The organism is Corynebacterium auris (assembly GCF_030408575.1).
GTDB classification, from domain to species: Bacteria; Actinomycetota; Actinomycetes; order Mycobacteriales; family Mycobacteriaceae; genus Corynebacterium; species Corynebacterium auris.
The window spans coordinates 630953-652611 of the sequence record NZ_CP047047.1 but is presented as its reverse complement, the minus strand read 5'-3'; the positions used below and the strand labels follow the sequence as shown (position 1 = coordinate 652611).

General features: G+C 66.6%; 19 protein-coding genes and 1 riboswitch. Of the genes, 13 read left to right on the top strand and 6 right to left on the bottom strand.

From position 1 onward, the window contains the following. Positions 1 to 337: 337 nt before the first annotated feature. Entirely contained in the window at positions 338 to 1297 is a 960-nt protein-coding gene (locus CAURIS_RS03150) for a PDR/VanB family oxidoreductase (RefSeq protein WP_290342779.1), read from the top strand. Between the two features lie 16 nt (positions 1298 to 1313). Here CAURIS_RS03150 and accC read toward each other — a convergent pair whose 3' ends face one another. The 3 genes from accC to CAURIS_RS03135 are packed head-to-tail and all read right to left on the bottom strand — an operon-like array spanning position 1314 to position 4766. Next, positions 1314 to 2681, bottom strand: coding sequence for an acetyl-CoA carboxylase biotin carboxylase subunit (gene accC, locus CAURIS_RS03145; RefSeq protein WP_290342778.1), 1368 nt, complete (start codon positions 2679 to 2681; stop codon positions 1314 to 1316). 7 nt (positions 2682 to 2688) lie between these two features. Continuing rightward, entirely contained in the window at positions 2689 to 3201 is a 513-nt protein-coding gene (accB, locus tag CAURIS_RS03140; protein WP_290342777.1) for an acetyl-CoA carboxylase biotin carboxyl carrier protein, read from the bottom strand. A 2-nt stretch (positions 3202 to 3203) separates the two neighbouring features. Beyond that, positions 3204 to 4766 (bottom strand): hydroxymethylglutaryl-CoA lyase-like TIM-barrel protein, encoded by a 1563-nt coding sequence (locus tag CAURIS_RS03135; protein ID WP_290342776.1) that lies wholly within the window; start codon positions 4764 to 4766, stop codon positions 3204 to 3206. A 372-nt stretch (positions 4767 to 5138) separates the two neighbouring features. Between CAURIS_RS03135 and CAURIS_RS03130 the strand changes: the two genes are divergently transcribed. Beyond that, positions 5139 to 6467: an MFS transporter gene (locus CAURIS_RS03130; protein ID WP_290342775.1), complete on the top strand. Its 1329-nt coding sequence runs from the start codon at positions 5139 to 5141 to the stop codon at positions 6465 to 6467. Positions 6468 to 6524: 57 nt separating this feature from the next. Here the strand turns inward: CAURIS_RS03130 and prfB are convergent, their stop codons facing one another. After that, complete coding sequence (prfB, locus tag CAURIS_RS03125; RefSeq protein ID WP_290342774.1) at positions 6525 to 7625, bottom strand: peptide chain release factor 2; 1101 nt, start codon at positions 7623 to 7625, stop codon at positions 6525 to 6527. 37 nt (positions 7626 to 7662) lie between these two features. Here prfB and CAURIS_RS03120 point away from each other — a divergent pair, with 37 nt between their 5' ends. Both CAURIS_RS03120 and hisN read left to right on the top strand, forming a co-directional pair. Beyond that, positions 7663 to 8460, top strand: coding sequence for an inositol monophosphatase family protein (locus CAURIS_RS03120; protein WP_435384020.1), 798 nt, complete (start codon positions 7663 to 7665; stop codon positions 8458 to 8460). After that, a complete protein-coding gene (gene hisN, locus CAURIS_RS03115; protein ID WP_290342772.1) occupies positions 8453 to 9250 on the top strand; it encodes a histidinol-phosphatase in 798 nt (265 codons plus the stop codon). Before CAURIS_RS03120 ends, hisN begins: the two co-directional genes overlap by 8 nt. A gap of 82 nt (positions 9251 to 9332) precedes the next feature. On the opposite strand, the gene CAURIS_RS03110 is transcribed toward hisN, so the two are convergent. Next, positions 9333 to 10427, bottom strand: coding sequence for a S1 family peptidase (locus CAURIS_RS03110; RefSeq protein ID WP_290342771.1), 1095 nt, complete (start codon positions 10425 to 10427; stop codon positions 9333 to 9335). A 126-nt stretch (positions 10428 to 10553) separates the two neighbouring features. Between CAURIS_RS03110 and CAURIS_RS03105 the strand changes: the two genes are divergently transcribed. The 8 genes from CAURIS_RS03105 to CAURIS_RS03070 all read left to right on the top strand — a co-directional run bounded on the left by CAURIS_RS03105 (position 10554) and on the right by CAURIS_RS03070 (position 18052). Further along, a complete protein-coding gene (locus tag CAURIS_RS03105) occupies positions 10554 to 11855 on the top strand; it encodes a DUF418 domain-containing protein (RefSeq protein WP_290342770.1) in 1302 nt (433 codons plus the stop codon). Between the two features lie 3 nt (positions 11856 to 11858). Beyond that, a riboswitch (TPP riboswitch) is annotated at positions 11859 to 11972 on the top strand. Beyond that, positions 11970 to 13769, top strand: coding sequence for a phosphomethylpyrimidine synthase ThiC (gene thiC / locus CAURIS_RS03100; RefSeq protein WP_290342769.1), 1800 nt, complete (start codon positions 11970 to 11972; stop codon positions 13767 to 13769). (Overlaps the previous riboswitch by 3 nt.) A gap of 20 nt (positions 13770 to 13789) precedes the next feature. Beyond that, entirely contained in the window at positions 13790 to 14080 is a 291-nt protein-coding gene (locus tag CAURIS_RS03095) for a DUF7218 family protein (protein ID WP_290342768.1), read from the top strand. Continuing rightward, positions 14070 to 14747 carry a thiamine phosphate synthase gene (locus CAURIS_RS03090; RefSeq protein ID WP_290342767.1) on the top strand — a complete coding sequence of 226 codons (678 nt, stop codon included), beginning with the start codon at positions 14070 to 14072 and terminating at the stop codon, positions 14745 to 14747. Before CAURIS_RS03095 ends, CAURIS_RS03090 begins: the two co-directional genes overlap by 11 nt. After that, complete coding sequence (locus tag CAURIS_RS03085) at positions 14740 to 15897, top strand: MFS transporter (protein ID WP_290342766.1); 1158 nt, start codon at positions 14740 to 14742, stop codon at positions 15895 to 15897. Before CAURIS_RS03090 ends, CAURIS_RS03085 begins: the two co-directional genes overlap by 8 nt. A gap of 64 nt (positions 15898 to 15961) precedes the next feature. After that, positions 15962 to 17047, top strand: a complete 1086-nt coding sequence (thiO, locus tag CAURIS_RS03080) for a glycine oxidase ThiO (protein WP_290342765.1) — start codon at positions 15962 to 15964, stop codon at positions 17045 to 17047. Positions 17048 to 17063: 16 nt separating this feature from the next. Further along, the gene (thiS, locus tag CAURIS_RS03075; protein ID WP_290342764.1) at positions 17064 to 17267 is read left to right on the top strand and encodes a sulfur carrier protein ThiS; all 204 of its coding nucleotides are present in this window, start codon (positions 17064 to 17066) and stop codon (positions 17265 to 17267) included. 2 nt (positions 17268 to 17269) lie between these two features. Next, positions 17270 to 18052: a thiazole synthase gene (locus CAURIS_RS03070; RefSeq protein WP_290343293.1), complete on the top strand. Its 783-nt coding sequence runs from the start codon at positions 17270 to 17272 to the stop codon at positions 18050 to 18052. Between the two features lie 389 nt (positions 18053 to 18441). Here CAURIS_RS03070 and CAURIS_RS03065 read toward each other — a convergent pair whose 3' ends face one another. Next, entirely contained in the window at positions 18442 to 20256 is a 1815-nt protein-coding gene (locus tag CAURIS_RS03065; RefSeq protein WP_290342763.1) for a BCCT family transporter, read from the bottom strand. 41 nt (positions 20257 to 20297) lie between these two features. Here CAURIS_RS03065 and CAURIS_RS03060 point away from each other — a divergent pair, with 41 nt between their 5' ends. Beyond that, on the top strand, positions 20298 to 21410 hold the full coding sequence (locus CAURIS_RS03060; protein ID WP_290342762.1) for a ThiF family adenylyltransferase: 1113 nt from the start codon (positions 20298 to 20300) through the stop codon (positions 21408 to 21410). The last annotated feature ends 249 nt before the right edge of the window (positions 21411 to 21659 follow it).

The following is a 21659-nucleotide window of genomic DNA, read 5'->3' as shown; positions in this document are numbered from 1 at the left end:
CGAAGTATGTGATGGACGGAAAGCGGCTGTTGTTACCCAGAGCCAGAATCAACCCTGCTGTGTAGCAGATCACTTTTCCGTGGAGTTATGGTATCCCTTACATATAGTCTTGGCAAGCACTTCCGCTGGTCAATTGCCACGAACATTCCGCACTGGAGGGCACATGAGGCACGGCGCAGGAATCGGGCGTTTTTCGTCCTTGTTGCGGGCCACTCGGGACCGGTCCGACCCGAACGCCGCCGACCGCCAGGCAGCTTTGCAGGCCAGGCAAGGGCGCAGCCCCAGTGGCGCTCATATCGAGCTCGTAGCCACCCATGTCGAGCGCGCCCACGGCGTAGTGCTCATCACGTTCGAAACCGATGACGGCTCTCCCCTCCCCGGCTACGAGCCCGGCTGCCATGCCGACTTTTTCCTGCGGTCGCCCGATGGCGTAGAGATTGTCCGCCAATACTCGCTTTTCCCCATGCACCACCTCGGCTCGGAGGGGCAGACTCCCGCGCAGTACGGCATCGAGGTGACACTCGAGCGCGATTCACGCGGCGGCTCCCTCGCCGCGCACAGAATCCAGCCGGGGGACACCGTTCGCATCCTCCCGCCACGAAGCAATTTCCGCTTGGCGACGGGCGCTCAGCGCTCGGTCCTCGTGGGCGCCGGGGTGGGAATTGCCCCCATCTTTTCACTGGCCCGCGAACTACAGATCCAGCGGGCCGACTACGCGGTCCTCTACTTCGCGTCCAGCCGTGAACGGGCTCTGATGCGCCATCTCATCGACACCTACCTTCACGGGCAGACTCGCAGCATCTTCGCCTCTGGTGAACGCGAGAAGCAGTCCGCCTACATCGCGGAAGTGCTCGACGCATCTAGCGTTGCGCCCGAGAGCACTCATCTTTACGTGTGCGGGCCGCAGGGATTCATGGACGGCGTTATCGAGGCTGCGGCTTCCTTCGTCCCCCGAGCCAACATCCACGTAGAGGCTTTTCGCGCTACCCAGGAGACACTGGCGGGCAACCACCACGCGGATGGCCCCTTCGAGGTGAGTCTCAACGGGGAGAGCTACACCGTGCCGGCGGGCACGTCCGTCCTCGACGTGCTCGAGGACGAGGGCGTCCCGATCATGTCGCAGTGCGCCGAAGGAACCTGCGGAACCTGTGTCATGCGCGTGATCGCCGGGACCCCGGACCACCGCGACAGCATCTTCACGGAGGAGCAGCACGAAAACGGGGCCTTTGCCACGTGCGTCTCCCGCTCCCATTCCCCGGCACTCACCCTGGAAAGGTGGAAGAACGTGCGCGGATGACCCCGCCGGCCGGCCCCTAGCCTTTCTTCTCCAGCATCTTGCCCACGTAGCCGGTATTGAACTCCCCGCTGCGAAACTGCTCGCTGCCGATCAGCTGAGCCTGGAACGGTGCGGTGGTGACGACGCCCTCGACTGTGAGCTCGCCCAGGGCGCGCAGGGTGCGCGCTATCGCATCCTCTCGCGTCTCCGCCCAGCAGATTAGCTTGCCCACCATCGAGTCGTAGAAGGGCGGAATGGTGTATCCCGTCTCGATGTGCGTGTCCATCCGCACGCCGAACCCGCCCGGGGCGCGGTAGTGGGTGATGGTGCCGGGGCGCGGGGCAAAGTTTTCGTTCGGGTCCTCGGCATTGATGCGGCATTCGATCGCGTGACCGCGAATCCCGATGTCGTCCTGGGTGAGCCTGAGCTTCTGCCCGGAGGCGATCCGCAGCTGCTCTTGGATCAGGTCCACGCCGGTGATCATCTCCGTCACGGGGTGCTCCACCTGGATGCGTGTGTTCATTTCGATGAAGTAGTACTTGCGCTCGATGTTATCGAAGACAAACTCGACGGTACCGGCGTTGGTGTACCCCACCTCCTTGCACAGATTGATCGCGGCCTGCTGGAGGCCCGCCCGGAGCTCATCGTCGATTGCGGGCGAGGGCGCCTCCTCGATGAGCTTCTGGTTGCGTCGCTGGGACGTACAGTCGCGCTCGCCGAGTGCAATAGCATTTTCGCCGTCCGCGAGCACCTGGATCTCAATGTGGCGAATATCGGTGAGGTAGCGCTCGATGTAGACCGAGGAGTCGTTAAACGCCGATTGCGCCTCGTTCATGATCTCGTTGAGGTCCTTTTCCAGCGTCTCTTCCGCTTCCACCACGCGCATACCGCGGCCACCGCCGCCGGCTGCGGCCTTGATCAAGAGGGGGAAGCCAGTTTCTTTGGCCACGGCGAGGGCCTCGGCAAACTCGGTGACTACCCCGTCTGAGCCCGGCACGGTGGGTACTCCGGCAGCCTGGGCGATTTTCTTCGCCTCAATCTTGTCACCCATACGCCGGATGTGCTCCGACGATGGGCCGACGAAGCCGATGTTTTCTTCCTCGACCATTTTGACGAAGTCGGCCTTCTCAGAAAGGAAACCATAGCCGGGGTGGATGGCGGCAGCCTTGAACGCCAGCGCCGCCGAGACGATCATCTCGGGGCTGTTGTAGCTTTTTGCCGCGTTCGCCGGGCCGACGCACACCGCCTTGTCCGCCTCCCTCACCGGCAGCGAGTCCCGGTCTCCCTCCGAGTACGCGAGGATGCTCTTGATGCCGAGCTCCTTGCAGGCTCGGATAACGCGCAGCGCGATCTCCCCGCGGTTGGCGATGAGCACGCTGTCCAGCAGTTTTTCAGAATCCGCCATGAGTGACCTACTTCGGCTCGATGACCATGAGCGTCTGGCCGTGCTCGACTGCTTCCTCGTTGGCCACGAGGATGTCCGTCACGGTTCCGGCGGTTTTGGCCTCGATGTTGTTCATCAGCTTCATCACCTCGACGATGCAGAGCACCTGCCCGACCTCCACGGCGTCGCCGACCTTTACAAACGGGTCAGCGCCCGGCTTCGGAGCGGCGTAGAAGGTGCCCACCATCGGCGCCGTGACCGCAACACCGCTGCCGGTGGGCGCGGCGGGAGCCTGCCGTGCGGGCGCCTCCTCCTGCGTAGCTGGGGCGGGAGTTGGGGCGGGAGGCTCAGCCCGGGGAGCGTCCGGGGCGGGAGCAGCGGGCGCCGCCGGAGCAGCCGCGCGGCGGCTCAGCCCGCCCGGGGTTTTGGACATCGCCAGCTCGATATCGCCGTACTTGATGCTCAGCTCTTCGAGGTCACCGGATTGCTTAACCCACTCGAGGAGGGATTTCAGTTCATTGAAGTTGGTGGGGTGCGACACGTTTACTGCTCTCCTTTTTTGGTGAGGTTGATTTCGAGGTCGTTGGTCTTGAGGCGGAACACGCCTGTGGTGGCGGTGTCGTAGATCTGCTGCACCAGCTTGGTCAGCGCGCCGCCCGGCGCGCCTTCGCCCTGGCCAGCTCGGCCTTCGGCAACAAAGCGCCGCATCTCATCCACGTTGTTTCCCGGGATATTGGCGCGCAGCAGCAACGTATCGATGTCGTCGTCCGGATACTGCTCTTTCAGGCCCGGCAGGGCCGGTTCGAGGTCGGGTCGGCCCTCTTTAATTTCGGACGACCCGTTGGCCTTGATCTTTTCCAACGCCTCTGGGTCGAGCGGGGCGAGCGGTTCGCCGTAGTAGCCGAGCGCATACTTCTTGATCTCATTGGGCACCACCGAGTAGCGCTCGCCGGAAATCACGTTCATCACAGCCTGGGTCCCCACGAACTGGGCGAAGGGTGTGATCATGATCGGATATGCCAGCTCCTGCCGGACGCGGGCGGTCTCATAGAGCAGGTCCTCGAACCTGTCGGACAGGCCGGCGGTAGCCAGCTGGGACTCGAAGTTGGTGAGCATCCCACCCGGGAGCTGGTGCATGTAGTGGACGCCGTCAAAAGCGCGGGGCTTTCCCACAGGCTTGCCCTCGCGCTCCGCGATCGCCTCAAGCTTCTTGCTGGCGCTGTCCACGCGCTCGTCGTCAATGTTGACGGTGTACCCGAGAGCGCGGAGGTCGCGCGCGAGTGCCTGCGTCGCCGGCTGCCCCTGGCCATTTGCCAGTGGGGCGATGGAGGTGTGGATCGAATCCGCCCCGAGCTCGGCCGCGTAGATGTAGGTCAGCGGGGACAGGCCGGTCAGTGAGTGGGTGTGGATTTCCAGCGGCAGCTCATCCCCAACCGCCCCGCGGATAGCCGGAATCAGCGTCTTCATGCGGTCCGGGGTGAGCAGCCCGCCGGCGTCCTTGAGCATGATGCGGTCTACATCCGTGCGCTCCACCAGCTCCTGTGCTTTATCGATATAGAGCTGGTCGGTGTGTACCGGGCTCAAGCAGTAGGACAAACAGCCGTAGGTCTCGGCCCCAAGCTCCTTCGCCAGGATCAGGGTGTCCGCGATGTTGTCGATGTCGTTGAGCCCGTCGAAGGCGCCGATGACGCGGAAGCCGTGGGCGTAAAGGCGTTCAACCCACGTGTGGATGACGTCGTCCGGCAGGAAGTCGAAGGATGCGAGGTTGCGGGAGCGCACCATCGCGCGAAACTTCGTTCCCGGCGCCGCTTTCTCGTGAACGAGGCGCACGCGCTCCCACGGGTCTTCCCGGAGGTAGCGCACCGGCACGTCGAACTGGATCGGAGCAACCAGGTCCACGTGTTCGAAGCCAGCGTTTGTGACGTCGTCAAGCAGTTCGAGGATGTGTTCGGTGCGCATGCGCGTCGCCCAGATGGACTGGTGGGCATCGCGCAACGTGGTGTCGATGATCTTGATTTCGCGCTCGCTGTCGGCGGGTCGACCACCCGCGGCAAAAATTTCAGCGAGGCTTTCCGTGCTCAGTTCTTCCGGACTGAGTGCAGCCATGGTTCCTCCTTGGAAAAGCCGGACGGGGCAGTGCCGAATGGCAAGCCGCCGTTGCGCTAAATGTACGCGCACAAAACTGTGATGCGCGACTCATTCTGGAACAAAGTTGTCGGATCACACTCACTGCCCCCCGCCGAACTGAGGTGTCCACCCCCACATTAGGGTAGGGCAGGGGCCACGGAAGGGCTCTTCGTCCGCACATTTGCGCACGTAGAAATATTTCCGGGCGCTAAGGTTTCCTATCCCCCCAAAAAGACGCGCAACCAGCTCAAGAATGTGACATAAATCATTTTTGTCACATAACAGTGATGCGGTCTATACAGTTCCGCCGAAACACACCGTGGCGTCCAGAGGACGTCCAAAGGAGGACACATGAGCGTCACACAGCGCTTCGACATGGGCACCACACACATCGAGGCAGAACGCCCCGCCGACAAGAAGTCCCTCGGCGCCAGCCTCATCGGCCAGCTGCTCGAGTGGTTCGAATGGAGCTCCTACGCGGTCTTCGCCCCATTCATTGCCGCAGCTTTCTTCGACAAAACGGACCCCACCTCGGCCCTACTTTCCACATTCGGGGTCTTTGCTATCGGCTTCCTCGTCCGCCCGCTGGGCGGCATCGTCTTCGGGCGCATCGCCGACCGGGTGGGCCGTAAGAACGTGCTCCTGAGCACCATTGTCATCATGGCGCTGTCTGCAGTGCTCATCGGCGTCATGCCGACCTACGGGCAGATCGGCATCTGGGCCTCTGTCGTCCTGCTCTTCGCCCGAGTGGTGCAGGGCTTTGCCCACGGGGGCGAGTCCGCCACCGCAAACAGCTACATCCCGGAGATCGCCCCAAAAAACCGGCGCGGCATGTGGGGATCGATGGTCTACATGTCCATTTTCGGCGGCTCCGTCATCGCCTACACGCTCGGCGGCGTGATCACGCTCGTGCTTAGCGACGACCAAATCGGCGCTTGGGGCTGGCGTATCCCGTTCTGGCTGGGCGCAGCAGCGGCGCTCGTTGCCCTCTACCTGCGCCGCCATATGCAGGAATCCGAGCACTTCGCGGAGCTCCAAGAAGGAGGCGTTGACTCCTACGACAACCTCGCTGCAGCCCGCCCCAAGACACCGCAGCGCCCGAACTGGGTGAACATCCTGCTGGTCATCGGCATGGTTTCCGGGGTCACCTCAGCCCACTACACGTGGACCTCCTACATCTCCACCTACGCCATCACCCACGAGGGCATGTCCACCCAGGGAGCCTACTGGGTCTCGGTCTTCGCGCAGACCTGCGGTCTGATCGCCCTGCCCCTGTGGGGCGCGCTGTCCGACCGCATCGGCCGTAAACCGGTGATGTACACCTTCGCCATCGCAGTCGGCGTCCTGCAAATCCCGCTGATGGGGTTCATCGACGCGCAGCCATGGACGTTGCTTGTTTCCGCCACCGCCGCCGTCATCGCGGTCGCGGCCGGCGGAGCGCTACTTGCCCCGGTGATGGCCGAAGTCTTCCCCACTTCACAGCGCACCAGCAGCATCGGTTTCGCGTACTCGCTGTCGGTCGCTGTCTTCGGCGGTACCGCCCCGTACATCTTCCAGTGGTTTACCACCCATGACCTGACGCACATTTCCGGCACCTACGTCGTGGTGCTGTGCGTTCTCACCCTCGTCAGCATGAAGATCCTGCCGGAGACGAAGGGCATCGACCTGCGTGACGCCTAAGAAGCGGGGCGACACCAGGCGCGCGGAAGGCGTGTGCAGCGCAATGAGGAAGCTCCGCTAGCTCTCCTGCTGCTCCGCCATACGCCAGCGGATGCCGGACTCCAAAAAGCCGTCGATGTCGCCGTCGAGCACCTTCTGCGGGTCCCCCACCTCGTAGTTCGTCCGCAGGTCCTTGACCATTTGGTACGGGTGCAAAACGTAGGAGCGCATCTGGTTGCCCCAGGAGGCGTTGCCGCCCGCGCCCAGGGCGTCGAGCTCGGCCTTTTCCTCCTGGCGCTTGCGCTCCAGGAGCTTCGACTGCAGCACGTTGAGCGCCGAGGCCTTGTTTTGAATCTGCGACTTCTCGTTCTGGCAGGTCACCACGATCCCGGTGGGCAGGTGAGTGATGCGCACGGCGGAGTCGGTGGTGTTCACCGACTGCCCGCCGGGGCCCGAGGAGCGGTAGACGTCGACGCGGATGTCCGAATCTGGGATGTCGATGTGGTCCGTCTGCTCCACCACCGGCAGCACCTCCACCTCGGCGAAGGAGGTTTGGCGGCGGCCCTGGTTGTCGAAGGGAGAAATGCGCACCAGGCGGTGCGCGCCCTGCTCCACCGAGAGCTGGCCGTACATGTAATCGCCATGGACGACGAAGGTAGCGGACTTGATGCCCGCCTCCTCCGCGTAGGAGATGTCGTACACATCTACCTTGTGATCGTTCTTTTCCGCCCAGCGCACGTACATGCGCATGAGCATCTCAGCCCAGTCGGCCGCGTCGACGCCGCCCGCGCCGGAGCGGATGTTCACCACCGCCTCGCGCTCGTCGTACTCGCCGGAGAGCATGGTCTGGACCTCCAGGGAGGAGACCGCTTCTTCCAGGGCGGCGAGTTCGTCGTCGGCAAGCGATGCCTCCCCTTCTTCCTCGGCGAGCTCGTACATGACGGGGAGATCGTCGAGCCGGGAGCGCAGGGAGGTGACCTTACGCAGGCGGGCCTGGACGTTGGATAGCTCGGTGGTGACTTTCTGCGCGTGATCCGGGTCGTCCCACAGGGAAGGATCCCCCGCCTGCTGCTCCAGCTCGCGCGCCCGCGCCCCGAGGGCGTCAAGATCCATGACCTTCTCAATCGTCGTCAACGTCGAATCGAGGTCCTGAATGCGCGAAGAAGTCTCGGGATGCATAAGGCCCCACTGTAGCGGAGCACCCATAATGGGAATCATGCCAACCTCCCGAGAGTTCATCCGCGCCCACTCCTCCTCCACCGATGCAGAGCTCGCCGCCGCGCTGGTCACGCACGCGGGCTCGCTCGCGCTGCGCATGCGCGCGGCGGGTCTTGAGACCGACTACAAAACCTCCGTCTCTGACGTGGTCAGCGACGCCGACCGCGCCGCCGAGGAGTTCGTCGCCGAAGCGCTCGCCGCGCTGCGGCCGGAGGATGGCATCCTCGGAGAGGAAGGTGCCTCACGGGACTCGCGGAGCGGGCGGGTGTGGGTGATCGACCCGGTGGACGGGACCTTCAACTTCCTCCAGGGCTCGGACTACTTCTGCTCCGCTGTCGCGCTGACCCGCGACGACGATATTTTGCTCTCCGCGGTGCACCGCCCGGCGACGGACACCACCTGGGTCGCCGCAGACGGCACCGCCACCCGCAATGGCGAACCGCTCGCCCCGCTCCCGGAGGCACCGCTGCAGGAAAAGGGCCTGGCCACCTACCTCCACCCCACCTCCATGCGCGACGACGCCATCCGCGAAACGTGGCTGCGCGCCGCGCGGGATGCGGCCACGGTGCGCATGCTCGGCGCCGGCTCGGTTGACCTGGCCAACATCGCCTCCGGCCAGCTCGGCGCGTGGCTGCAGCACAGCGTCGCGGACTGGGACTGGCTGCCCGGCAAGGCCCTGGTCGAGGCGGCGGGAGGGGCTGCGATCAAGGTCGACGCCGGCGGGGTGACCTGGTGCGTCGCGGGCAACCGCCAGATCGTCGAGGACATTGCGGCTAGGCTTGGCGGGCATGTCTAACACCCCGAGTTACGCAGACGACCTCGCCCTCGCGCTCGAATTGGCCGATATCGCCGACGCGATCACCCTGGACCGATTCGAGGCCGCCGACCTGCACATTGAGGCCAAACCCGACATGACTCCGGTCTCGGACGCCGATCTTGCCGTCGAGAAGGCCCTGCGCGCCCGACTCGACGAGGCCCGCCCCGCCGACGCCGTGATCGGCGAAGAGTTCGGGGGCCAGGCCGCCTTCGAGGGCCGCCAGTGGGTCATCGACCCCATCGACGGCACCAAGAACTTCGTGCGCGGCGTTCCCGTCTACGCCACGCTCATCGCATTGCTTGTCGACGCCACCCCAGTCGTCGGGGTCGTCTCCGCGCCCGCCCTGGCCCGCCGCTGGTACGCCTCCTCCGGCACCGGCGCGTGGCGCACCTTCAACGGCGGGCCCCTGAAGCAGCTCGCCGTCTCCGGCGTCACCGAGCTTTCCGACGCCTCCCTGTCCATGTCCTCCCTCGCCGGCTGGGACAAGCGCGGGCTGCAGGAAAACTTCCTCGCCCTGACGGAAAAGACGTGGCGGCTGCGCGGCTACGGCGACTTCCTGTCTTACTGCTTCGTCGCCGAGGGTGCCGTGGACATCGCCGCGGAACCGGAGGTCTCGCTGTGGGACCTCGCCGCCCTGTCCGTCTTGGTAGAGGAGGCGGGCGGGCGCTTCAGTTCGCTGGAAGGTGTCGATGGCCCCCACGGCGGCGATGCCGTGGCCACCAACGGGCACCTGCACGAAGCCGCACTCGAGGCCCTTTCACGGCGCTAGCGCGCCTCTCCCTCTACCGTTTTGCGCGAGGCTTTCCGCTGCGTGGTCCGCTTCGTGGTCCGCGAGGCAGCGGGGCTTTTAATCAGTTCGGCAGGTGGAATCCCCGGCCCGGCGCGGGGCGCGCGTCCATGTCGCTGAGAACTGAATCCATGCGGGTACTCACCGTCGGGGCGTGCAGCGCGCCCTGCAGCGGGGTGTAGCACGCGAGGTTTGCCTCGGCTGGCAGGGCGCCCCCGGTGACCAGGCCCACCAGCCTGTCGCCGACCATGAGGGGGGCGCCGGAATCACCGTACATCGCGCACACCTGGCTAATGTTGGCACGGCCCCCCTCGTGGAAGGTCATGCCGCACGTGTGGCCCGAGGCGACGCCGTTTTTGCACACGATGGCACCCGGGCGTTGCGGCGCCCCGCCGAGGGAGTTGACGGTCACGCCGTTGTAGGTGCGGGTGACCTCGCTGTTCGACCCGAGCTCGATGACGGAGTAGTCGAGCGCCGGGTTGGTGGACACCACGGTCCCCGACACACCCACCTGCGGCGAGTCCGCCGAGGCGACCGGGGTGCCCGGCGCACCGCAGTGCCCGGCCGTGATGGCGACTTTGCGCCCGGCTTCGTCGTAGCCCGCCGCAGCGACGGTGCACATACTGTCCCCGACGTACACCGGGGTGCCCGGCCCGTAGAGGGAGGTACCGCGCCCGCGCGCCTGCTCCGACTCGGCTGGGATCGCCGGCGCGTCGTGGAAGGAGCCGGGGACGCGGTGGAGCACCCTCTCACTGAAGGGCTTGCCCGCCAGTATCCGGGCCGGCAAGCCGGTGCGCCAGACGTAGTTGGGGTCGACGAAGTCGGCCTCCTGGGCGCTGGCGGGCGCGGCGGGGTCCGCGTAGGTATCGGCAGCCGCCGGAACCTCCGGTTCGCGTGCCGGCTCAGGCGGCGCAGGCGGCCCCGGCAGCTCTGGCAGCGTGGGGAGTTCGGGCAGTGCGGGTAATGCGGGTAGCTCCGGCAGCTCAGGCAGCTCAGGAACGTCGAACGCGCCGTGAAGGGCCTCAACCACCTGCGACGCTGACGGCAGCTGTATCTGCTGCGCCTGCGCAGCGGGAGCGCCCGCCGCGCCGGTTGTAACTGTCGCAATTGCAGCGGCGAGCGCCAGCTTCAGGCTGCGCCCGCGGAAACGGTGGCCCATTGATCCCGCTTTCCTCGTTTGGTCTCCCGCGTCTGAACAACATTCACTTTGCCACACTCGGGCCACTTTGTTCCCCCTTTTCTCCCCCGGCTCCCCCCGCCTGAAAATCCTGTTAGGTTGTCCTTTGTGGAAGCAGCACGGAAAAACAGCCCCCGGCTTATCGTCCCCGACCTCGCGCGTGGCCTCGCACTCCTCGGCATCGCTGTGGCGAACGCAAGCCAGGCGTGGATTATCAACGACTACAGCATGGACTCCACCCCCGGCTCGACCCTCGGCGGGGTCCGCCCGGACAGCGCCCTAGATCAGGTGCTCGCGGTACTGTCCGCGATGTTCGTGCACGTGCGCGGCCTGCCGATGTTCTCCACGCTTCTCGGCTTCGGCATCGGGCTGATCGCCGCGAGCCTCTACCGGAAGAACTACCCGGCAAAGGCCGCGCGCTCGGTGTTGCTGCGGCGCTACCTCTGGCTCGCCGCGTTCGGCGTGATCCACCTCGTCGCGCTCTTCTACGGCGACATTATGACGACCTACGGCATCGCCGGGGCGATCGTCGCGCTCATGCTCACGCTTTCCACGAATGCGCTGCGCATCATCGCCTACGCCCTGATTGCCCTTTCGGTCGTGATGTTCACCGCCAGCGCGGGACTGCTCGCGGTGATGGACCTCGGCATCGTTCTCGACGAGATCATTATGCCCACCACCGAGATCGACTCGCTGCCGGAATACCTGCAGGAAAACGCCGCCTTCAGCCTCCTTGTCCTCACCAGCCAGCCGGTGAGCGCGTTCATGCTCGGCGGCCTCGTTCTCATCGGCTTCATTTGGGCCCGGGAGGGCTACCTTGTGGACGTCGACAAGCACCGCCGGGTCCTGGTCAACTGGGTGATCGTGGCTGCGGCGGTGGTCATCCTGGTGGGGCTGCCGCTGGGCCTGTCCGCGATCGGGGTGATCGACCCGGGCTACGAGCTCGCCTTCTCCACCCTCAACTACGGGTGGGGCCTATTGACCGGGCCGGGCATCCTCGCCGCGCTGGCGCTCGTGGTCAACCCGGTGCAAAAGGAGATGCACCGCCGATACGCGGAAAGCGGTGACGCCTCCGCCCCTGCGTGGGCCTACCCCTTTGTGGCGCTGGGCAAGCGCTCGATGTCGGGCTACCTCGCGCAGTCCTTCCTCTTCATCGGCCTGACCATGCCCTTCGCCCTGGGATGGGGCGCGGAATCCTCCATCGCCGGCAAGACCGCGGTCGGCGCGTTGATCTGGCTGATCACCCTGCTTCTCGCATGCGCGCTTGAAGCCGCGGGCTGGCAGGGTCCCTTCGAGAAGGTGCACCGCAGGCTCGCCTACGGGCGCGCCGAGCGGATCGAGCCCTACTCGGCTGAAAACTCGGCTGAACAAAACTCGGCTGCGCAAAACGACCCGAAGCAGCTACCCTGACCTATGACCGAACACGGGCGCCCCACGGCGAGGGGCTGAGACCGCGCTACTGCTCGCGCGGGCACCGTTTGAACCTGTCTGGTTAGCACCAGCGAAGGAAGTTGAAGGAGTGTCATGGCAGACATCTATGCGTCCGAAATCCACCCCAAGCACCGCTACGCGCCCGTAGTCAAAGACGGGCTTGAGGTCCCCGAGACGGCCATCGACCTGGATGATTCGCCCACCGGCCCGAACCCCCCGTTCAGCATCTACCGCACGCGCGGGCCCCACGCCGAGCCCGAGGACGGCCTGCCGGGCCTGCGCACCGAATGGGTCACGGCGCGCGGCGACGTCGAGGAGTACGAGGGGCGCGCACGCAATTTGCTTGACGACGGCACCCGCGCCGCCAAGCGCGGCGCCGCCAGCGAGGAGTGGCGCGGGGCGAAGCGCGCCCCGCTGCGTGCCAAGTCCGGCCAGCGCGTGACCCAGATGCACTACGCCCGGCGCGGCGAGATCACCCGGGAAATGGAGTTTGTGGCGCTGCGCGAGCACTGTGACGTCGAAAAGGTGCGCGAAGCGGTGGCGAGCGGTCGGGCGATCATCCCGAACAACGTCAACCACCCGGAGAGCGAGCCGATGATCATCGGCAACCAGTTCCTGACCAAGATCAACGCCAACATCGGCAATTCCGCGGTGACGAGCTCGATCCGCGAGGAGGTGGACAAGCTGCGCTGGGCCACCCGCTGGGGCGCGGACACAGTCATGGACCTGTCCACCGGCAACGACATCCACACCACCCGCGAGTGGATCCTGCGCAACTCCCCCGTGCCCATCGGCACCGTGCCCATCTACCAGGCTCTGGAGAAGGTGAACGGCGAGGCCGAGGCGCTGACCTGGGAGATCTTCCGCGACACCGTCATCGAGCAGGCCGAACAGGGCGTCGACTACATGACGGTCCACGCAGGCGTGCGCCTGCCGTTCGTGCCGCTGACCTCCAAGCGCGTCACCGGCATCGTCTCGCGCGGCGGCTCCATCATGGCCGGCTGGTGCCTCGCCCACCACAAGGAGTCCTTTCTCTACGAAAACTTCGACGAGCTCTGCGAGATCTTCGCCGCCTACGACGTCGCCTTCTCGCTCGGCGACGGCCTGCGCCCCGGCTCCATCGCCGACGCCAACGACACGGCCCAGTTCGCCGAGCTGAAGACCATTGGCGAGCTGTGCGCCCGCGCCTGGGAGCACGACGTCCAGGTGATGATCGAGGGCCCCGGCCACGTGCCGCTGAACAAGATCCAGCTCAACAACGAGAAGGAAGAGGAGTGGTGCGGCGGCGCCCCCTTCTACACCCTCGGCCCGCTGGTCACCGACATCGCGCCCGGCTACGACCACATCACTTCCGCCATCGGCGCCGCCAACATCGCCGCCGGCGGCACCGCGATGCTGTGCTACGTCACCCCGAAGGAGCACCTGGGCCTGCCCAACAAGGACGACGTGAAAACCGGCGTGATCACCTACAAGCTCGCCGCCCACGCCGCGGACGTGGCCAAGGGGCACCCGAACGCCCAGGCCTGGGACGACGCGATGAGCAAGGCACGCTTCGAGTTCCGCTGGCACGACCAGTTCGCCCTCTCCCTCGACCCGGACACCGCGCAGGCCTACCACGACGAGACCCTGCCCGCCGAGCCGGCGAAAACGGCGCACTTCTGCTCCATGTGCGGCCCGAAGTTCTGCTCCATGCGCATCAGCCAGGATATTCGCGACGAGTTCGGCGACAAGATCGACGAGGCGCTCGCCGACGAGCAGGCAACGCTCATCGCGGACCTGGGCATGCCCACCCTCAGCCCGCGGATGAGCCGGGCGGAGGGCGAGGAGGAAATGGCCGCCCAGTTCCGCGACCACGGCTCCCAGGTCTACCTCGCCGAGGGCAAGAACGCGTAAGCGCTCGTACACTTGCCGTCATGACTAAGGACACACACCCGGAAAACACCGCCGGCGGGCCGAGCGTCAAGGACGGCAAGCTCTACGAGAAGCTGCGCGACGAGGGAAACTCGAAGTCGAAAGCGGCGGCTATTGCCAACCAGGCCGCCGCCACCTCCCGCTCCGCAGTGGGCAAGAAGGGTGGCAAGGCGGACTCCTACGAGGACTGGACGCGCGACGAGCTCTACGAGCGCGCCCAGGAGCTCGAGATCGAGGGGCGCTCCTCCATGACGAAAGACGAGCTGATCAAGGCGCTGCGCGATGGTCAATAGCGGCCTTGACCTGCGCTGCTACTTTGTCACCGGCGCGGGCCCGGGCGCCGATGTAGTCGACCGGGCGCGCGCGGCGGCGCTTGGCGGGGCGGGCCTGATCCAGGTCCGCAGCAAGCCGATCTCGGCGCGCGATCTCTACCACCTCGGTCGCGAGGTGGCCACAGCGGTGCGCGAGGTCAGCCCGACCGCACGCGTGCTTATCGACGACCGAATCGACGTCGCCTTGGCCCTGCGCGAACACGGGGTGGCCGGCGTCCACTTGGGCCAGGACGACCTCGACGTCCGCCTCGCCCGGAAGCTGCTGGGCCCCGAAGCCGTCATCGGCCTGACCACGGGCACGCTCGAACTGGTGCGCGCGGCCAACGAGGTCGCAGGCCTCATCGATTACATCGGCGCCGGGCCCTTCCGCGCCACCCCCACGAAGGATTCCGGGCGCGCGCCCCTCGGGCTGAGCGGCTACCCGGAGCTGGTGCGCGCCTCGAAGGTCCCCGTCGTCGCCATCGGCGACGTGACCGCCGAGGACGCCGCAGACCTCGCCGCCACCGGTGTGTCCGGGGTGGCGCTCGTGCGCGCCATCATGCACGCCCCCGACGCGCGCGACTACGCGCAACGAGTCGTCAGTGAGTTCGAGCGCGGGCACCGGGTGTTAAATAGAACACATGAGTAGCCGCAGAGTCTTCGCCAGCGTCCTGGCTTTTTTGGTTGCCGCTGGCTGGGCGGCGAACCACTTCGCCTCCGTGATCGTCCTTTTGCGCGAGGAGCTTAACCTCTCCGCGCTGCTGGTCAACGGCGCCTACGGCATCTACGCTCTGGGCCTTCTTCCCTCCCTGCTGGTCGGCGGCGTGCTCGCCGACCGCTTCGGCGGGCGCCCCGTGGTGATCACCGGCAGCACCATCGCCCTGCTGGGCAACCTGGCGCTGATGATGTTCCACGGCCCCGCCGGCCTCCTCGTGGGGCGCCTCGTCGTCGGCCTCGGCGTGGGACTGGTGGTCAGCCCCGGCACCGCATGGGCGGCGCGCCTTCGCGGGGCGGGCGGCGCCACTGTCGCCGGCATCGCCCTGACCTCCGGGTTCGCCATCGGCCCCGTCGTCTCTGGCGCCGTGGCGACGTTCTCGGCCCCCATCTGGCTGCCTTTTGCACTCAGCATCGCGGCGTCCATCGCCGCCATCGCTTTCTCCGCCACCACGGGGGATCTCCCCCTCGGCGCGACGGGGGTGCAGGAGGGCGCCCCCACCCCGCTCGAGCCGGGGGCCTCGCCGGGTAAGGCTCTGGCCACCGCCGTGCCGGTTGCCATGTGGGTCTTCGCGGCGATCATCTCCTCCGTCGTCGTTTTGGCCTCCCGCGTCTCCGGCTACTTCTCCACCGGGGTCTTTTTGCCGGGCGTGGCGGCGGTGTGCGGCTTCGGCACGGGCATGATCGTGCAGGCGCTCGGGCGCGCCTACAACTGGGGCCCCCTTTCCGGGGTGATCGGTATCGTCCTGGCCACCGGCGGCTTCCTCCTCGTGGCCGCAGGCGGGCAGGAACCTTCCCTGCTGCTGTTCTTCGTCGCCACCGTGTTGCTGGGCGGGGCCTACGGCCTGTGCCTTCGCGACGGGCTCCTCGACGTCAACGCCTACTCCCCTCCCGCGTACCGCGGCCGCGTCCTCGGCGCCTACTACGCGGCCACCTACATTGGTTTCGGCCTGCCTCCGCTTTTGGAATCCATCGAGCCCTACACTGGCCCCACCCTGCCCTACTTCGTTCTCGCCGGCGGGGCGGCCGCGGCGGCTCTGCTGCGCACGTGGCAGATCCGCTCGGGTTACCTCGCGCGGGCGTAGAATAAGACGGGATGATTTCCTTATCTGCGCTTGATTGGTTTCACCCCCAGCGACGGTGGGGCGCATGACGCGCGAGCTCGACGTCGCGGTCATCGGGGCAGGCATTATCGGCCTATCCACGGCACTGACCCTCGCCGACCGCGGGCACAGCGTCACCGTCTACGACCCCGCGCCGCTGTCCGGCGCCTCGCACCACGCGGGCGGGATGCTCGCTCCCGCGGCCGAGGTGGTGTACAAGCAAGAGCCGCTGTTTCCGCTCATGCTGCGCGCCGCCGAGTGGTACCCGGAGCTCATTGAGCTGACGGGCAAGTACTCCCCCGCCCACACGGGCTACCGCATCGAGGGCACCCTCGTTGTCGCCCGCGACCGCGCCGACCGCGAGCACCTGGACAACCTGCGCGCCTACCAGCACGAGCACGGGATGGACGTGGACCCCCTGACGCTGCGCCAGGCGCGTTCTTTGGAGCCAGCGCTCTCCCCCGCCCTGGCCGGGGTGGTCCGGCTGCCCGGCGACCGCCAGGTCCAGCCGCGGCAGTTCACCCGGGCGCTTCTCGCCGCCTGCGCCGCGGCCGGTGTGCGCTTCGTCTCCGAGGCCGTCACGGACGTGCGTGACCTGCCCGCCGAGCAGGTGGTCATCTGCGCCGGCCTCGGCGCACGCGACATCACCGGGTGGTACGAAGGCTCCAACCCGCTGCGGCTGCGCCCCGTCTACGGCGACGTGCTGCAGCTGCGCGTGCCCGCCCACCAGCACCCGCTCCTCGGCCACGTTGTGCGCGGGTACGTGGAGTCGCGCCCCGTCTACCTCATCCCGCGCGGCGACGGCACGCTGACCATCGGGGCGACCAGCCGCGAGGACGAGCGCCCGCACCCCCAGGCGGGCGGGGTGCACCAGCTGCTTCGCGACGCCATCGAGATCGTCCCCGCCATCGAGGACTGCGACTTCATCGAGGCAACCACCGGGGCACGCCCCGGCACCCCCGACGACCTGCCCTACCTCGGCCGCGTCAACGACAAGGTAGTCGTCTCCACCGGGTACTTCCGCCACGGCATCCTGCTCGCCTCGGTGGCGGCCAGGTGCGGTGCTGAGCTCGTCGAGAAGCAGTCGCCCTCCCTAGACTTGGCTGCGTGTACCGTCGTGCGTCACGCGTAAACATTTGGAGGTTGTTGTGAAGATTACGTTCAATGATGAACCCCGCGATACGTCCGCACAGAACGTCGAGGAACTCGTGGCCGAGGCCCTCGGCGCCGTGCCCGAGGCGGGCACCGCGGTGGCCTTCGACGGCGCTGTCGTCCCGCGCTCCGCGTGGGCCGAGACCCCTCTCACCGACGGCGCGCGCGTGGACCTGCTCACCGCCGTCCAGGGGGGTTAATGGTGCTAAAGATCGCAGAGCGCGAGTTCGGCTCGCACCTCATCATGGGCACGGGCGGGGCAAGCTCCATGGACATGCTTGAAAAGGCGCTCGTCGCCTCCGGAACCGAGCTGACCACGGTGGCCATGCGCCGCCACGCCGCCACCGCGGGCGCGGGCGAGTCCGTCTTCGAGTTGCTCACGCGCTTGGGCATCGACGCCTTGCCCAACACCGCGGGCTGCCGCACGGCGCGCGACGCTCTCATTACCGCCCGCCTCGCCCGCGAGGCGCTCGGCACCGACTGGGTCAAACTTGAGGTCATTGCCGACGATCACACGCTGCTTCCCGACGTCGTGGAAACCGTCGACGCCTGCGAAACCCTCGTTGACGAGGGGTTCACGGTTCTCGCCTACACCTCCGACGACCCCGTCGCGGCGCAGCGCCTCGCAGACGTGGGCGCCAGCGCCGTCATGCCGCTGGGTGCGCCGATCGGCACCGGCCTGGGGATCCTCAACCCCCACAACATCGAGCTCATCTGCTCCCGCGCCGAGGTGCCAGTGCTTGTCGACGCCGGCGTGGGCACCGCCTCCGACGCCGCCCTCGCCATGGAACTCGGCTGCTCCGGGGTCCTGCTGGCCAGTGCGGTCAACCGCTGCCAGGACCCCGAAGCGATGGCGCGAGCGATGCGCCTGGCCGTCGAGGCCGGCGCGCTGGCCCGCGGGGCGGGGCGCATCCCGAAACGCGAACACGCCGTAGCCTCCTCGAGCTTCGAGGGTCTCGCCAGCTGGGCGGACCAGGTGCTGTAGGGGCTGGCCCTGGCGCGTGCCAGGTTTTCGTTACGGTCGACCTCAGCGTGTTTCTGGGTTCCGCCACCTGGGGTTTTGCCCCCGGGATTTCCTTGCGGTCGACCACGGTCGACCCCAGCGTGTTTCTGGGTTACGCCACCTGGGGTTTTGCCCCCGGGATTTCCTTGCGGTCGACCCCAGCGTGTTTCAAGGTCACGCCACCTGGGGTTTCGCCCCCAGGTTTTCCTTGCGGTCGACCACGGTCGACCCCAGCGTGCTTCAGGGCCACGCCACCTGGGGTTTTACCCCCGAGATTTCCTTGCGGTCGACCACGGTCGACCCCAGCGCATACCAAACTGCAGCGCCAACCCACACGAACAAAGCCCCCTCCCCACAGCGGGGAAGTACACCTAGTCGTGTTTGCGCGGGGACTGCTCGTTCACGATGGTGAAACCGGGGTCCGCCCCGGTGTTCGGGTCCCAGTCGTTGTCGACCTCACCGCCGATGGCGAGGTCGCCCTCGATGATGAGGGACTCGCTGAGCTTCCAGCGGCCCTGGTCCTCGTCGTAGACAAGCTCCGGCAGGTCGAGCTCGTTGCCGTCCGCGTCGTAGCCCGGGGCGGGCTTGTTCTCGCCCGCCTCCAGCTTCTCGGGGCTGTCGGTCTTCTCCCACTGGCGGGTGCGCACCCGGCGGTTGGCCGCCGAGTCGTCGTTCATGGCCTTGATGAGGGCGAACATGATGAAAAAGTAGGCGAAGAAGAACGGCAGGGCGATGATGATCACCACTTCCTGCAAAGCATCGATGCCGGAGTCGTTGATGAACAGCAGCGCGGCGGTGACCAACGCGATGGCAATCACCCAACCGACCCGGTAGTACACCGGCGTCTTGTTCTCCTCGCCGGCGGAGAACATGTCCATGACCATTGCGGCGGAGTCCATAGAGGTGACGAAGTACAGGATGAGCGTGATCAGCGCGACGGTGCCAACGATGCCGTAGAGCGGGTACTGCTCCAGCAGGGTGAACAGGGCCTGCGGGGTGTCGTCCTCGACGACGACCGGCTGGGTGAGGATACCCGGGTTCTGCTCCTCTTCCTCAATGGCGGCGCGGCCGAAGATGGAGAACCACACCAGGACGAAGGCGGTGGGCAGAAGCAGCGTGCCGCCGATGAAGGAGCGCACAGTGCGCCCCCTGGAGATGCGGGCGAAGAACATGCCCACGAACGGGGCCCAGCAGATCGTCCACGCCCAGTAGAACGCGGTCCACGTCGCGTGCCAGCCGGGGTTGTCGTTGAAGGAGTCCACCCAGAACATCAGCTCGGGCAAGGAGTCGATGTACATACCGAAGGACTCGGTGACCTGCCCGATGAGCCGCAGCGTGGGCCCGGTGAGCAGGACGAAAATCATCAGCGCGATGCTGGCACCAATGTTGACGTTGGAGAGGATCTTAATGCCTCGGTCCAGGCCCGACGCAACGGATATGCAGGCCGCGACGGTGATCGCGAGGATGATGAGCAGCTGGACCGGGGTGACCAGCGGCACGTCCCACATGATGTTCATACCGGCCGAGATCTGCAGGACGCCGAGGCCGACGGAGACGCCGATGCCGAACACGGTGCCGATGATGCCGAGGGCGTCGAGCAGCTTGCCCGGCCACTCGTAGATGCGGCGCCCCAGCAGCGGGGAGAACAGGGAGGACAGGCGGGCGGGCATCTTGCGCTTGTAGCTGAAGTAGCCCATGGCCAGGCCCGGCAGGGCAAAAATGACCCACATGTGGATGCCGAAGTGGTAGTAGGAGAACTCGAACGCCTGGGTGATCGCGCCGCGGCTCATCGACTCAACTTCCCCCCGCGGTGGGTTGAAGGCGTGGTGCAGCGGCTCGGCGGCACCCCAGAACAGCAGCGAGGCGCCCATGCCAGCAGCGAAGAGCATGGCGAACCACACAGGGACGCTATACTCGGGTTCCTCGTCATCCTCCCCGAGACGCAGGTTGCCGTACCTGGACACGAAGACCACGATGAGGAAGATGAACACCGCGGAGATTCCGCCGATGTAGAGCCACGCGAGGTTGTTCATCAGCACCTCGGAGACGGAGGAGTAAGCCTCGCGGGCCCGCTCCCCGAAAGCGAGGGTGATAATAACGAAGAGGGCGATGAAGCCCGTGGATGTAAATAGGATGAGCGGGTCGGCTTGCAGCCGCCGGCGCTTCCCTGCGTTCTGTGTTGCCATGACAGCGAAGCTTACCTAAGACCCGTACTAAGGTGGAACCGGTGAGTGACTTGCCGCATAGCGAGCTGCGCCGCACCGCTCGCCAGATGAACCTCCCGGGCTTCGGCCTGGACCAGCAAAAATCCCTGCACAACGCCCATGTTTTCGTCATCGGCGCCGGGGGCCTGGGGTGCCCCGTCATGCAGACGCTTGCTGCCACGGGGATCGGACGGATTTCCGTCATCGATGACGACCTTGTGAACATCAGCAACATCCACCGCCAGATCCTTTTCGGGGCCGCAGACGTCGGCCGCCCAAAGGTCGAGGTGGCCGGAGAGCGACTTCGCCAGCTGCAGCCTGGCATTGAACTGGGGCTTTACCGGGACCGTTTCACTCCCGCCAACGCCGTCGAGCTGCTCGAGGGCGTCGATGTGCTTATCGACGGCTCAGATACGTTTGCCACCAAATTCCTCGCCGCCGACGCCGCCGAGATCACCGGGACCCCCCTTGTGTGGGGGTCCGTGCTGCGCTACCGGGGCGACGTCGCCCTGTGGTGGACCGGCCCGGGCGCCCCTGACGGCGGGGCCGGTCTGCGCGATCTCTACCCCACCCAGCCGGCGGCCGACTCCGTCCCCGACTGCGCCACGGCCGGCGTGCTGGGCGTGACCACCTCCGTCGTGGGCGGGCTTATGGCCACCGAGACCGTCAAGCACATCGCCGGCGTGGGCGAATCGAAGGTGGGGCGGCTCCACATCTACGACGCGCTGACCGCGAGCGTCAGGGCGTTTACTGTTCCCCGCGACCCGCAGCGAGCGCTGGTCCGAGAGTTCTCCGAGTACGAGCCCGCGGCGTGCGCGATGCCCGGGGCGGACGAGGAGGACGTCGATAAGCTCCTGCTCCTGCCCTCGATCGACGTGCGTGAGCCGCATGAAAAGGCGCTGCGCGACATCGCGCGGCCCGGGGTGAACCTGCCCACGAGCGTGTGGGAGGACAACCCGCAGGAGGCGGTCGGTCTGGCCGCGCGCTTCGACGCGGGCGACGAGGTCACCGTCTACTGCGCCTCCGGGGCACGCTCGGCGCGCTTTGTCGAGCGGTTTGAAAAGGACTTCGCCGAACGCGGCATCACGCTGCGTAACCTGCCGGGCGGGGCGAACGCCCACGGCCACGACATCTGAGCGAGCGGGCCTTGACACGCGTGCTAGGATGACGCCCGATGAAGGGGAGTAGCTCCCTCCGCGCGGCAGCCAGCCGGGCGGTTGTGGCTGGTCGACACACTGGCGTTCGCGCCCGGCCCGCCAGCTCGACGCCGCCGCGCGGCGCGGGTGAACGAGACCTTCGGCCCGCATGACCGCGGCGCCGAAAGGTCATTTCCTGGCCGTGCGGCGCCCCGACCCGGAGGTTGCCCTTGTCAGACCCGGTACGCA

Bases quoted from the DNA above. Each gene is read 5' to 3' on its own strand.
- CAURIS_RS03130 (WP_290342775.1), top strand. From the start codon at position 5,139: ATGAGCGTCACACAGCGCTTCGACATGGGCACCACACACATCGAGGCA.
- thiC (WP_290342769.1), top strand. From the start codon at position 11,970: ATGGCAGACATCTATGCGTCCGAAATCCACCCCAAGCACCGCTACGCG.
- prfB (WP_290342774.1), bottom strand. From the start codon at position 7,625: ATGCATCCCGAGACTTCTTCGCGCATTCAGGACCTCGATTCGACGTTG.
- CAURIS_RS03110 (WP_290342771.1), bottom strand. From the start codon at position 10,427: ATGGGCCACCGTTTCCGCGGGCGCAGCCTGAAGCTGGCGCTCGCCGCT.
- thiO (WP_290342765.1), top strand. From the start codon at position 15,962: ATGACGCGCGAGCTCGACGTCGCGGTCATCGGGGCAGGCATTATCGGC.
- hisN (WP_290342772.1), top strand. From the start codon at position 8,453: ATGTCTAACACCCCGAGTTACGCAGACGACCTCGCCCTCGCGCTCGAA.
- CAURIS_RS03135 (WP_290342776.1), bottom strand. From the start codon at position 4,766: ATGGCTGCACTCAGTCCGGAAGAACTGAGCACGGAAAGCCTCGCTGAA.
- CAURIS_RS03090 (WP_290342767.1), top strand. From the start codon at position 14,070: ATGGTCAATAGCGGCCTTGACCTGCGCTGCTACTTTGTCACCGGCGCG.
- CAURIS_RS03065 (WP_290342763.1), bottom strand. From the start codon at position 20,256: ATGGCAACACAGAACGCAGGGAAGCGCCGGCGGCTGCAAGCCGACCCG.
- CAURIS_RS03120 (WP_435384020.1), top strand. From the start codon at position 7,663: ATGCCAACCTCCCGAGAGTTCATCCGCGCCCACTCCTCCTCCACCGAT.
- accC (WP_290342778.1), bottom strand. From the start codon at position 2,681: ATGGCGGATTCTGAAAAACTGCTGGACAGCGTGCTCATCGCCAACCGC.
- CAURIS_RS03095 (WP_290342768.1), top strand. From the start codon at position 13,790: ATGACTAAGGACACACACCCGGAAAACACCGCCGGCGGGCCGAGCGTC.
- CAURIS_RS03085 (WP_290342766.1), top strand. From the start codon at position 14,740: ATGAGTAGCCGCAGAGTCTTCGCCAGCGTCCTGGCTTTTTTGGTTGCC.